Raw genomic sequence first — 12566 nt, forward strand, 5'->3', positions numbered from 1 at the left:
AGTACGAGCCGGAGCTTATCGACTTTCGCTGTTAAAGAATTTAGCTATCGTGGCGTTTAATCGCTAATAACAGTCAACCATGAGACAACCCCTCAGCTACCCCTGGCTCGATCTCGATGTGGATGACCCTGCCGCGCCGGCGATTGTCGTGCGCGTCGACATCCCCGAGACCAGAGCGGAAGTCCCCGCCCATCGGCACCGCAAAGGCCAACTCGTCTTCGCACTCGGCGGTGGCGTCACATGCCGCGTTCCAAGCGGTCTATGGATGGTGCCGCCGCATTGCGGGGTGTGGATCCCCGGCGGCATGGAGCACAGCAATGTCGCAACCGCCAACGCCAGGATTTTTTTCGTCTACATAGAGCCGGGAGCCGCCGATCTGCCGGAGCGGTGCTGCACGTTTTCAATCTCGCCCCTGCTGCGCGAATTGATCATCGAGCTTTCCGATCGGGTGGAGGGTGATGGGGCGAGGGGCGAACTCTTGACCAAGATGCTGCTCACCGAATTGCCACGCATGCCTGTCCAGCAATTGCACCTGCCGATCTCGTCCGAGCCACGCTTGAACAGGATCGCCGAAGCGTTGGCGCAAGACCCTGCCGACCGCAGCACACTGGCGGAATGGGCCAACCGCATCGCGCTCAGCGAGAGCAGCCTCGCCCGCCTTGTAGCAAAGGAGACGGGGCTGAGTTTCGGGCGCTGGCGCCAGCAATTGCACTTGATCGTTGCAATTCGGGAACTGGCTTCCGGCAAGAGTGTCCAGCAGGTCTCGGGCGATCTCGGCTATGGTTCCGTTACGGCCTTCATCACCATGTTCAAGAAGGCGCTTGGGAAGCCGCCGGCCAAATACCTCAGCGGTATCGCGCAAAATGGCGGCTCTGCATTCGTGGCGTGATGCTCGCTTGAAAGGGTGGTCGAGCCGATCACGTTGCCAGCGTGCGAGAGTGCAGCTTGGGCTTTGGGACTCAGGCCACCGACGGCTCGGCGGTTTCGCGCCTCAACTCCGGTTTGGAACCGAGAACTTCTTCCACAATCCCGCGCGCAATCTCGCGCTCGCCCATGATCACCGTATCGGCGCCCAAACCCTTGAGATGTTCGACCTCGGCATCGGAATGGGCACGGGCGATGACGTTGATAGCGGGATTGGCGGCGCGGGCGCGGAGCACGATCTGGCCGGCTTCGAAGGCATTGGGGATCGCAAGGATCAGCCGGCTGGCGCCCTCGGGATTGGCGGCGGCGAACACTTCGGCATTGGCCGCATTGCCGGCGACGGTCTCGACGCTGTCCGCTTTCAGCTTCGCCAGCGTCTTGTCGGCGTCCTCGATGACCAGGAAGGGCATTGCCGCGCCTTTCAGGGCCGAGCCGACCAGGCCACCGACACGGCCGTAGCCGATCAGGATGGCATGGCCGGTGAGTGCCGTCTTTGGCGGCGGCCCGTCCTCCTTTTTCGCCGCTGCCGCGACAGAGGCCACCTGGCCCGGCTCCGTCGCCGGACCAACCGGTTTTGCCTCGACCGGTGGTGCCGTCCTGGCGGCGCGCCGTTCCAGCCACGGCTTCATCCAGTCGATGGCCAGGAACATCAGCGGGTTGAGGACAATCGACAGGATCGCACCGGCCAGAATGAGGTCGCGGCCCTGTTCCGGCAGCAGCTTCAGCCCGACGCCGAGTTCAGCCAGGATGAAGGAGAACTCGCCGATCTGGGCGAGGCTTGCCGAGATTATCAGCGCCGTGGCGATGGGATAGCCGAAGGCAACAACGATGGCGAACGCGGCCAGTGATTTGCCGATGACGATGATGGCGAGCGTCGCCAGGATTGGCCAACCATTGCTGATCAGGCTGAACGGGTCGAACAGCATGCCGACCGAGACGAAGAACAGCACGGAGAAGGCATCGCGCAGCGGCAGCGATTCTTCCGCCGCGCGGTGGCTGAGTTCGGATTCGCTCATGATCATGCCGGCGAAGAAGGCGCCCAGCGCCAGCGAGACACCGAACAGTTTGGCCGCACCGAAGGCGACGCCGAGCGCGATGGCCAGAACCGCCAGCCGGAACAGTTCGCGCGAGCCGGTATGGGCGACATAGTGCAGGATCCAGGGAATGACCCGGCGGCCGACCACCAGCATGACGATGACGAAGGCGGCGACCTTGGCCAGCGTGATGCCGACGACGCCCCAGATGCCGTAGCTGGCCGGCAGCGACAGCAGGCCGCTGGCATGGGCGTCGGCCTGCTCCTGGCCGCCGAGCACGCCAGCGAGCGCCGGCAGCAGCACCAGCGCCAGCACCATGGCCAGATCCTCGACGATCAGCCAGCCGACGGCGATGCGGCCGCGCTCGGTCTCGATCATCCGCCGTTCCTGCAGGGCACGCAGCAGCACCACGGTCGAGGCGACCGACAACGCCAGGCCGAACACCAGCCCCGCGCCCATCGACCAGCCGAGCATCCAGGCAAGACCAGCGCCAAGCGCGGTGGCAAAGCCGATCTGGACGATGGCGCCCGGCACGGCGATGGCACGCACCGACAGCAGATCCTTGAGCGAGAAGTGCAGCCCGACGCCGAACATCAGCAAGATGACGCCGATTTCGGCCAGTTCGTTGGCAAGCCCGGCATCGGCGACGAAGCCGGGCGTGTTCGGCCCGACCAGCACGCCGGCTATGAGATAACCGACCAGGGGCGGAATGCGGAAGCGGTTGGCGAGAGCCCCGAAGACGAAAGCCAGCCCCAGACCGGCGACGATGGTGGCGATAAGGGGCGTGTCATGCGGCATTGTCTATGGAGCGCCTTTCAAGTCAGCGATGTTGGATGAGCGCCGCCCAAGGCCGCCGCCTGTTTGCAATATGGTGGATGGTATGTCGGCGATGCAACCCGCAAAGCCGTGAAATCGACGGCGCTGCCGCGAAAATTTGACCGGCAGCTGAGAAAGCTGCCGGCCGGATCGGAATTTGTGCGGAGCTATTCGTCTCGATTCGTCAGGGCCGATCGATGATCAGGCTGCCCGCAGCAAGGCCTCGATTTCCGGTATGGCATGGTTGGTCAATGTCTTGGGAATTTCGGCGGTCACCTTGTCCCCGACCTCCTTGTGCAGCTTTTTGCGCATTGTCCCAAGCACCACCGGCGGCGCGACGAGCACGATCTCGCTGAACTCGCCGTCATGCGCGAGCTTGTAGAGCCGGGCGGCGATTTCATCGGCAAAACGCTCCTTGCCGATGCGGTGCCAGTCCGTATCCTCGACTGCGCTGCGGTGTACGGAGGGACCATCACTGTATCGGCCGGGGCTGTCACTGCCTTGCTCGCGGGTGGGCGGGTTGTCCTGCTGCATTTCCTGCACCACCTCGAGATTCGGATATTTGTTGTCACCGGCGTTCCTGAGGAAAAGCGCCTTCTCGCCATCGGCCACGATCACCCAGATACCGTGCTTGAGTATGATTGTGTTCATGATGACAGGGCTCCTTTTTAGCCGCGTGGCGACCTTTAGTTGGCATTCCGCAGCCGGATTTCGATCCGACATGACGGGCCTTTTGAGAACGCACCTCGAGCCGGTAATGTTCCAGTCGGCAGCCAAGTCGGCGTTGGACATTCTGGCTATCCCGAGGTCGCGACTTTAATCTACTAACTTGGTAGAATTTAGAAAAAACAGTTTTGCGGCTTTTCTCGCCGGGCGCTAAAAGAGCCACAAATCAAGGCCTGCGACAGCAGCTTGAATCCGCTCTATCTGTAAATGAGAAATATTTTTCTCTTGGCCGGGATGCTTTCAGAAAAGCAATTGCATCCCGATAAGGGATGCGCGAGTGCGTTCCTTCTGGTTTCTCGCGCTCGCGCGTAGAACTGCAAGCTCATTGAGGATTCCGCTCGCGTCCATGTCGCACACTGCTCCCAAGCTCAACGCCTTCCCCGTGTTCATGCGGGTTGAGGGCGAAGCTGTGGCCATCGTCGGGGGCGGCGAAGAGGCGCTGGCCAAGGCGCGGCTGATCGGACAGTCGAGCGCGCTCCTGCGGATCGTCGCGGAACACGCCGAGCCCGACCTGCTCGCCTTCGTCGCCCAGGCCGGCGCGACTCATTTTGCCGCGGCTTACGACGCGTCGCAGCTCGAAGGCGCGGTCATGGTGTTTGCCGCCAGCGGCGACGAGGAACTCGACCGCCGGGTGGCCGCGGATGCGCGCCGCCTAGGCATTCCGGTCAATGCCGTCGATCGGCCTGAGCTTTGCGATTTCTTCACCCCGGCGCTGGTCAACCGTGCGCCGGTGGCCATCGCCATCGGCACCGAGGGTGCAGGCCCGGTGCTTGCCCAGATGTTGCGCGGCCGCATCGACCGCATGCTGTCGCCGTCGCTCGGGCCGCTGGCAATTCTTGCGGCTTCGTTTCGCGGGGCTGCCGAGAAGCTGCTGCCGAGAGGCAATGCCCGCCGCCGCTTCTGGAATGATTTCTTCGCTGGCGCTCCTGCGCGCGCGGCTGAAGCCGGCCAGCTTTCGCAGGCGCATGACGCCGCCGTCGATCTTCTGCTGTCGAACACGCCCGCTTGCGGTCACATCGCGCTGGTTGGCGCCGGTCCGGGCGCCGAGGATCTATTGACCTTGCGAGCCCATCGTCTGCTGATGGAAGCCGATGTCATCGTCCATGACGCCCTTGTGCCCGAGGCGGTCGTTGCCATGGGTCGCCGCGATGCCGAGCGCCTGCCGGTCGGAAAGCGCAAGGGCTGCCACACCAAGAGCCAGGCTGAGATCAATGCGCTGCTGGTCGAGCTTGGCCGTGAAGGCAAGCGTGTCGTGCGGCTGAAGTCTGGCGATCCGCTGGTGTTCGGCCGGGCCGGCGAAGAGATGGCGGCACTTCGCGACACCGGCATCGCCTATGAGGTGGTCCCGGGCGTCACCGCGGCCTTTGCCGCCGCCGCCGATTTCGAACTGCCGCTGACCTTGCGCGGTGTCTCCTCGTCGATGGTGTTCACCACCGGCCACGACCTCAAGGGCAATTCGCTGCCCGACTGGGCCAAGCTCGCGATTTCGGGCGCCACCGTCGCCGTCTATATGGGCCGCTCGGTGGCGGCCGAGGTTGCCGGACGGCTGATCGAGGCCGGCCTGTCGCCGGACACTGCGGTGGCCGTGGTCGAGAATGCCAGCCTCGCCAACCGGCGGCGCTTTCACGGCACGCTTGCCGACCTGCCGTCGCTGGAAGCGCGCGCCGATCTTTCCGGCCCGGTCATGACCATCATCGGCGATGCGGTCGCCGGCGCCAACTTTGAACGGTCCGAGCCGCTGGCGGCACACAGGCATGAAGGCGCGTCCAGTTCGGTCGCCGAAGGAGTTCAGCAATGAAGATACTGACCGCCAACCGCCTCACCGACGGCATCGCCGTCTGGTACGCCGATGGCGGCTGGGCCGAGACGGTGGATCATGCCGACCTCGCCCATGACAAGGCAGCCGATGACAGGCTCGAGGCGATCGGCGCCAAGGCCTATGCCGCCAACGAAGTGGTCGACGTCAATTTGATCGACGCTGAAGTCGTCAACGGCGTCGTCCAACCGGTGCGGCTGCGCGAGAAGATCCGCGCCGCCGGCCCGACCATCCGCAACGATCTCTGCAAGCAGGCTGCGCGGGCAGCATAACCAAGACACCAGGCATGGGCGGACGCGCCCCGAAAGACCAAGCATGTACCGTTACGATGAGTTCGACCACGATTTTGTCCAGGCCCGCGTCGCCGAGTTCAGCGACCAGGTGCAGCGCCGTCTTGCCGGCGAGATCACCGAGGACCAGTTCCGGCCATTGAGGCTGATGAACGGCGTCTATCTGCAGCTGCATGCCTACATGCTGCGCATCGCGGTGCCCTATGGCACGCTGAACGGCAAGCAGCTGCGCATGCTCGGCCACATCGCCCGCAAATACGACAAGGGCTACGGCCATTTCACCACGCGCCAGAACATCCAGTTCAACTGGCCGGCGCTGTCGGACATTCCGGCGATCCTGGCGGATCTCGCAAGCGTCGAGATGCATGCCATCCAGACCAGCGGCAATTGCATCCGCAACGTCACCGCCGACCATTTCGCCGGCGCTGCCGCCGACGAGGTCGCCGATCCGCGTCCCTACGCGGAAATCCTGCGCCAGTGGTCGTCGGTGCATCCGGAATTCTCGTTCCTGCCGCGCAAGTTCAAGATCGCGGTGACGGGGGCCGAGCGCGACCGCGCCGCCATCCAGACCCACGACATCGGCCTGCACCTGAAGAAGAACGCCGCCGGCGAACTCGGTTTCGCCGTCTATATCGGCGGCGGCCAGGGCCGCACGCCAATGGTTGCCCGCAAAATCCGCGACTTCCTGCCGGAAGCCGACCTTTTGTCCTACTGCACGGCGATCCTGCGCGTTTACAACCTCTATGGCCGCCGCGACAACAAGTACAAGGCGCGCATCAAGATCCTCGTCCATGAGACCGGGGTCGAGGAGATCACCCGCCAAATCGAGGCCGAGTGGCAAGAGTTGAAAGACGCCCAGCTGAAGCTGCCGGAAGCCGATATCCGCGCCATCGAGGCCTATTTCGCGCCACCGGCACTCGCTGAGCGGCCGGAAGGCGACCAGGCGGTCAAGCTGGCGCGGCTCGATTCCAAGGGGTTCTCGGAGTGGCTCGACCAGAATGTCGTGACGCACCGCCATCCCGATTATGCGGCTGTGACGATCTCGCTGAAGGGCATCGGCGAGGTGCCCGGCGACGCCTCGGACAGCCAGATGGACGCAATCGCCGACATCGCCGAGACATATGGCTTTGACGAGCTGCGTGTCAGCCATGAGCAGAACCTGATCCTGCCGCATGTGGCCCGCGCCGACCTCAAGGCGGTCTATGATGCGCTGGTCGGCATCGGCCTGGCGACGGCCAATTCCAACCTGATATCGGACATCATCGCTTGCCCGGGCCTCGACTACTGCGCGCTGGCCACGGCGCGCTCGATCCCGATCGCGCAGGAAATCTCGCGCCGCTTCGCCTCGCTTGAGCGGCAGCGCGAGATCGGCGAACTGAAGCTGAAGATCTCCGGCTGCATCAACGCCTGCGGTCATCACCATGTCGGCCACATCGGCATCCTCGGCGTCGAGAAGAAGGGCTCCGAACTCTATCAGGTGACGCTGGGCGGCTCGGCCGACGAGAACACCTCGGTCGGCGAGATCATCGGCCGCGGCTTCTCTTCGGAAGAGATCACCGACGCCATCGAACAGATCGTCGAGACCTATCTCGGCCTTCGGCTCGACCCACAAGAGAAATTCATCGACGCCTACCGCCGAGTCGGTCCCGCGCCGTTCAAGGAGGCGCTCTATGCTGGCGAAGCCAAGGCCGCTTGACCGTATTGGAGACGTCGATGACGGCATCGCCGCCAAAGCGGCGGGGCTCGATGCGCTCTATGGTCATCTGAAGCCGCTCGAGATCATCGAACGCTCGGCCCGCGAATTGTTCCTCGACGAGATCGCGGCGGTGTCGTCGTTCGGCGCGGATTCGGCCGTGCTGCTGCACATGATCGCCAAGATCGACCGGACGCTGCCGGTCATCTTCCTCGACACCGGCAAGCATTTCGAGGAGACGCTCGGCTATCGCGATGCGCTCGCCGCCGATTTCGGGCTGACCAACATAAGGGTGATCAAACCCGAGGAAGCAGCACTCGAACGGATCGATCCGACGGGCAATCTGCACCAAAGCGATACCGATGCCTGCTGCGACGTGCGCAAGGTGGAGCCGCTGGCGCGCGGTGTCGCGCCATTTCGTGCCTGGCTCACTGGCCGCAAGCGTTTTCAGGCCGAGACGCGGGCAGCGCTGCCGGTGTTCGAGGCGGTCGGGCCGCGCATCCGCATCAATCCGCTGGCGCATTGGACGACATCGGACCAGGCCGACTATATGCGCGCGCATGCGCTGCGCGAAAATCCGCTGGTCGCTTATGGCTATCTGTCGATCGGCTGCTTCCCGTGCACGCAGCCGGTGCAGCCGGGCGAGGACGCGCGCAGCGGCCGCTGGGCCGGTCATGCCAAGACCGAGTGCGGCATTCACCTGTCGGGGCTGGAGAAGTCGCTGACCGACGCATCCCTTTAGGATATGCTGATATTCAGGTAAGGCTGGCCTGCAAACGGCGGCTTCCTGCGCTTCCGGTGCTCACGTACTTCAAGTACGCTCCGCTCCGGTTCTCGGAAGCCGCCATTTTCGGCGCAGCCTGACCTGAATCTCAACACATCCTGGTTCGTTTGACTGTTTAGGAACTTTTTGATGACTGGACCGACGACACCGGAGACCCGGCTCTGGACCCCCGCGGGTTTTCAGGAGGATGAGTGGACGCATGCCGAAAGCGCCGATGCGCTGTCCGGCAACGGCCGCTTCATCCTGCCGTTGCAAGTCTTCCTCGATCTCGATCCGGAGGTGCGCCGCTCGGCCAAGGAACGGCTCGGCGTCCTGCTGCAGCCGGGTGATCCACTCGAGAAGATCGCCGACCTGCTCGACCAGCTGTCGCTGGTGGCGCTGGCCTTTCCGGCCTTCAGCGACGGCCGCTCCTTCTCCAAGGGAGAACTGCTGCGCGGCCGCTACCATTTCGAAGGTGCCGTTCGCGCCACGGGCCAGGTACTGGTCGACCAACTGCCGCATATGCTGCGCCTGGGCTTCGACGAGTTCGAGATATCGAACCCCGTGCTGTTGAAGCGCCTGGAGGAGGGCCGCATCGGCGGATTGGGGCTCTACTACCAGCCAGCCGCCGTGCCGGAACCAAAAGGCCCGAAATACTCCTGGCGGCGCGTTCGCAGCGGCTGACGTTGCGGTAATTCCGCGCGTCTTTACAACGCCCCCTGTTCAAGCCTTCTCTTGAGCTTCCGGATGGAAAATCCGGAATGATCGGGGAGGGGTCTTCATGCGTTACGACTATGTCATAGCCGGCGGTGGGTCCGCCGGCTGTGCGCTTGCCGCACGGCTTTCGGAAGATCCCTCGAAAACGGTCTGCCTGATCGAAGCTGGCGGCGAGGGCAGGGATATGCTGATCCGCGCTCCGGCTGGCATTATCGGTATGCTTTCCGGCCGGCCCAGGATCAACAACTGGGCCTTCGAAACCGTGCCGCAGCAAGGTCTTGGCGGCCGCAAGAGCTACCAGCCGCGCGGCAAGGCGCTGGGCGGCTCCAGCGCCATCAATGCGATGCTCTATGTCAGAGGCCATCGCAGCGACTATGACGAATGGGCCGATCTGGGCTGTGAGGGCTGGTCGTGGGATGAGGTGCTGCCCTATTTCCGGCGCGCCGAAGGCAATGAGCGCGGCACTGATGCCCTGCATGGCGGGGACGGCCCGCTGAAAGTGTCGAACCAGCGCTCGCCGAGGCCAATCGCCAAGGCCTTCATAGAGGCTTGTGCCGAAAACCAGATTCGCGCCTCGGACGATTTCAACGGACCGGAACAAGAGGGCGCCGGCTATTTCCAGGTGACCCAATTTGCCGGTGGCGCCCGTAATGGCGAGCGCTGTTCGACTGCCGCCGCCTATCTCCATCCGGTGATGCAGCGGGCCAATCTGACCGTGATCACGCGGGCGCACGCCACAGGCATCGTCCTTGACGGCAAGCGGGCCACCGGTATCCGCTACCGGACACGCAAAGGCGAGGCAGTGGCGCAGGCGTCGTGCGAGGTGATCCTGTGTGGCGGTGCCTTCGGTTCGCCGCAGCTTCTGTTGCTGTCGGGTATCGGCCCGGCGGCCGAACTTGCCGTGCATGGCATTCCCGTCGTCCACGAATTGCCGGGCGTCGGCAAGAACCTGCAGGACCACCTCGATTTCATCGTCGGCTGGAGATCGAAGGACACCGATATGCTTGGCATGAGCCCGCGCGGCGCGTTGGGTTTCCTACGGCATATCGCGCAGTGGCGGCGGGATGGGACCGGGCTGGTCGCCTCGCCGGCGGCCGAGAGCGGCGCTTTCGTCAAATCCGACCCGGCGCTTGAGCGCCCTGACCTGCAGCTGCAATTCGTCATCGGGCTGGTCGAAAACCATGCGCGCACGCTGCACTACGGCTTCGGCTTCTCCTGTCATGTCTGCATATTGCGGCCGCACTCGCGTGGCGAGGTTGGGCTGGCCAGTGCCGATCCACTTGCCGCGCCGCGCATCGATCCGCGCTTTCTCGGCGACCAGCGCGATGCGGAGCTGCTGTTGAAAGGCGTGAGGATCACCCGGCAGGTGCTGGCTTCGCCGGCGCTGACGCGCTACCGGCACAAGGAAATGCACATCGCCGGCGAGCCGAGCGATGCCGATCTGATGACCCATATCCGTACCCGCGCCGACACGGTCTATCACCCGGTCGGCTCCTGTCGGATGGGGGTCGACGAGATGGCGGTGGTCGATCCGCAACTCAAGGTGCGCGGGCTTGAAGCCTTGCGTGTCGTGGACGCCTCGGTGATGCCGACACTGATTGGTGGCAACACCAATGCGCCAACCATCATGATCGCCGAAAAGGCCGCCGACATGATCAGGGCTGCCTGATAGGAGCTCCAGGCCGCGGTGCCTATAGACTGGCGGTCGTTTTATTTTTCTTGGTTTGACGCAATTGCCCAGGGAAACGCTACGCGCTTTCCCTGGAAACCGTTCACCACTTCTGCTGGAATTGCTTAAGCCGCCGCCCGTGCCTCGCGGAACGACACCAGCTTGCGGCGGTTCTCGTCCCACAACGCCAGTTTAACGCAGCGCAGGCTTTCCAGCAGCGTGACACGGCCGATGTCGCGCAGTTCGGGATAATCCCGCAGCACTTCCTGCAACCGGTAGCACGGCACCTTGGCGGAGAGGTGATGGACGTGATGGACACCGATGTTGCCGGTGAACCAGTTCAGCACCGGCGGGAGGTCGTAATAGGACGATCCGTGCAAGGCAGCGTGCTGGAATTCCCAGTCGACATCCTTCGCCCATTCCGTTTCCTCGAACTGGTGCTGGACATAGAACAGCCAGATGCCGGCCGAACCGGCGAGGATGACGATCGGCAGGTGGACCACCAGGAACGCGCCGGGACCGACGAACCAAATGAGGATGGCTGCTGCGACCGCGATGCCAAGATTGGTGGTCATCGACGACACCCAAGGGGTCAGGCCGCCGCGCATCATGCCGACGGGCAGCCTTTGCTCGAAGATGAACAGCCAGATCGGACCGAGCCCGAACATCACCAGCGGGTGGCGATAGAGACGATAGGCAAGGCGGCCTCGCCACGACATCTGCCGGTATTCTGCAACGGTCAGCGTCCGGATGTCGCCCATGCCGCGTTCGTCAAGATTGCCGGCGCTGGCGTGGTGCGTCGCGTGGGCGCGCCGCCAGCAATCGTAGGGTGTCAGCGTCAGGATGCCGAGCGCGCGGCCGATCCAGTCGTCCGCGTAGCGATTGGCGAAGAAGGAGCCGTGGCCGCAATCGTGCTGGATCATGAAGATGCGCACCAGAAACCCGGCCGCGGGAAGGATGAGGATCAGTCCCCACCAATGGCCATAGGCATAGGCCGCCGAGGACAGGCCCCAGAGTATGGCGAATGGAATGAGGGTGATGGCGAGTTCGACGGTGCTGCGCCGCCTGTCAGGCTTCTTGTAGCGGGCGAGAATCTTCAGCCAGGCGCGCTTGCTGTTGGCGACCGTCTCAGGGGAAATCATGTTCATCAGGAAGCATAGGCGGGGTGCCTCGCCGCCGCAAGGCGACATCACGCAAAATTACTGTGCGTAATTGTCGCGTGGCCTGGCGGTCGAGCCAGCCAACCGCCGGTTCGACCTGCTGATGATTCTGAGCGTCGGTTTTCCGCTGGGGTCGATCGCTATTCGCGATCGAGGATGGGACAGCCGCGCTCGGTGCCAAAAGTCACGCGCACGCGGTCGCCACCCTGTCTGCCGCGGACTGTGATCTCCCGGCGGCCGACGGACTCTATCCTTGCGCGGCGGATGCCCATTCGGTCTGCCTTGTCGAGGGCCCGGTCCTCCGTGCAGCCTCGTTGACGGCGGTCACGCCGGTCGTCGCGACGGGGGCCTTCGCAATCGTCATAGGCGGGGTCGCAATCTTCCATGAGCTTCAGCCGCGGGCCATGTTTGCCCAATTGCAGCTGCAGATTGTCTGCTTGTGCCGGAAAAGCCGCCAAGGTGATGGCGCCGAGGCCGACAAGCGCCATCAGCGATGAGGTGATCGAAACCTTGCGCACTACGTCCTCCATTTTGAACCACAACACATCTATCCTTAGATGGTTCGGCTCTCCCCGGCTATTGCCGATAGGAGGTTTGCTGCCAAGATCGATTGTTGCGTTAACGCCGGCGCCAGCCGATGTCACCGCGCTCCGTCCCATCGAGGCGGTCGAGCAGTTCTCGGAGCCGGTCGGGAATGTCGGCCTCGGTGCGGAAGGCCGGCAAGGTGCGTAGAAAGCGGGTCACCGCCTCGGCACCCAACTGGCGCCTGACCTCGATGGCCAGCCCTTCTGCCTTTTCGCCCGTGTTGCGGGTCATCATCTTAAAATCCTGTGTCGGCTTCGAAACTCCTCCAGCAAGGGAATGGTTCCCCCATCCTGCCTGTGGGGCAAGCAAAGCCGGCAGTTAAGGTAAAATTTGAATTAAAATCGAAATGTCTTGCCCGTCATTGTCCGGCCTT

The 12566-nt window shown here is 63.5% G+C and carries 12 protein-coding genes; 7 read left to right on the forward strand and 5 right to left on the reverse strand.

Features of this window, described 5'->3' with window-relative positions:
* Positions 1 to 79: 79 nt before the first annotated feature.
* Positions 80 to 889 carry an AraC family transcriptional regulator gene (locus tag AC0L2D_RS09660; RefSeq protein ID WP_224621316.1) on the forward strand — a complete coding sequence of 270 codons (810 nt, stop codon included), beginning with the start codon at positions 80 to 82 and terminating at the stop codon, positions 887 to 889.
* A 70-nt stretch (positions 890 to 959) separates the two neighbouring features.
* Here AC0L2D_RS09660 and AC0L2D_RS09665 read toward each other — a convergent pair whose 3' ends face one another.
* Complete coding sequence (locus tag AC0L2D_RS09665; RefSeq protein ID WP_063169018.1) at positions 960 to 2756, reverse strand: cation:proton antiporter domain-containing protein; 1797 nt, start codon at positions 2754 to 2756, stop codon at positions 960 to 962.
* 219 nt (positions 2757 to 2975) lie between these two features.
* Positions 2976 to 3425, reverse strand: a complete 450-nt coding sequence (locus AC0L2D_RS09670) for a baeRF12 domain-containing protein (RefSeq protein ID WP_013529560.1) — start codon at positions 3423 to 3425, stop codon at positions 2976 to 2978.
* A gap of 421 nt (positions 3426 to 3846) precedes the next feature.
* Between AC0L2D_RS09670 and cysG the strand changes: the two genes are divergently transcribed.
* From cysG to AC0L2D_RS09700, 6 genes are all read left to right on the forward strand, one after another.
* Positions 3847 to 5298: a siroheme synthase CysG gene (gene cysG, locus AC0L2D_RS09675; RefSeq protein ID WP_473540911.1), complete on the forward strand. Its 1452-nt coding sequence runs from the start codon at positions 3847 to 3849 to the stop codon at positions 5296 to 5298.
* Positions 5295 to 5588 carry a DUF2849 domain-containing protein gene (locus AC0L2D_RS09680; protein ID WP_473540912.1) on the forward strand — a complete coding sequence of 98 codons (294 nt, stop codon included), beginning with the start codon at positions 5295 to 5297 and terminating at the stop codon, positions 5586 to 5588. The genes cysG and AC0L2D_RS09680 overlap by 4 nt, the downstream gene beginning before the upstream one ends.
* A 43-nt stretch (positions 5589 to 5631) precedes the next feature.
* On the forward strand, positions 5632 to 7302 hold the full coding sequence (locus AC0L2D_RS09685) for a nitrite/sulfite reductase (protein ID WP_013529563.1): 1671 nt from the start codon (positions 5632 to 5634) through the stop codon (positions 7300 to 7302).
* Positions 7277 to 8041 carry a phosphoadenylyl-sulfate reductase gene (locus AC0L2D_RS09690; RefSeq protein WP_013529564.1) on the forward strand — a complete coding sequence of 255 codons (765 nt, stop codon included), beginning with the start codon at positions 7277 to 7279 and terminating at the stop codon, positions 8039 to 8041. The genes AC0L2D_RS09685 and AC0L2D_RS09690 overlap by 26 nt, the downstream gene beginning before the upstream one ends.
* A 171-nt stretch (positions 8042 to 8212) precedes the next feature.
* Positions 8213 to 8746, forward strand: a complete 534-nt coding sequence (locus AC0L2D_RS09695) for a DUF934 domain-containing protein (protein ID WP_473540913.1) — start codon at positions 8213 to 8215, stop codon at positions 8744 to 8746.
* A 97-nt stretch (positions 8747 to 8843) separates the two neighbouring features.
* Positions 8844 to 10448 (forward strand): GMC family oxidoreductase, encoded by a 1605-nt coding sequence (locus AC0L2D_RS09700; protein ID WP_473540914.1) that lies wholly within the window; start codon positions 8844 to 8846, stop codon positions 10446 to 10448.
* 125 nt (positions 10449 to 10573) lie between these two features.
* Here the strand turns inward: AC0L2D_RS09700 and AC0L2D_RS09705 are convergent, their stop codons facing one another.
* The 3 genes from AC0L2D_RS09705 to AC0L2D_RS09715 form a co-directional block, all read right to left on the reverse strand.
* A complete protein-coding gene (locus tag AC0L2D_RS09705) occupies positions 10574 to 11596 on the reverse strand; it encodes a fatty acid desaturase (protein WP_013529567.1) in 1023 nt (340 codons plus the stop codon).
* A 152-nt stretch (positions 11597 to 11748) separates the two neighbouring features.
* Entirely contained in the window at positions 11749 to 12252 is a 504-nt protein-coding gene (locus AC0L2D_RS09710; protein WP_318014183.1) for a hypothetical protein, read from the reverse strand.
* Entirely contained in the window at positions 12227 to 12427 is a 201-nt protein-coding gene (locus AC0L2D_RS09715) for a hypothetical protein (protein WP_473540916.1), read from the reverse strand. The genes AC0L2D_RS09710 and AC0L2D_RS09715 overlap by 26 nt, the downstream gene beginning before the upstream one ends.
* Positions 12428 to 12566: the final 139 nt, after the last annotated feature.

This window comes from Mesorhizobium sp. WSM4833 (assembly GCF_055811095.1).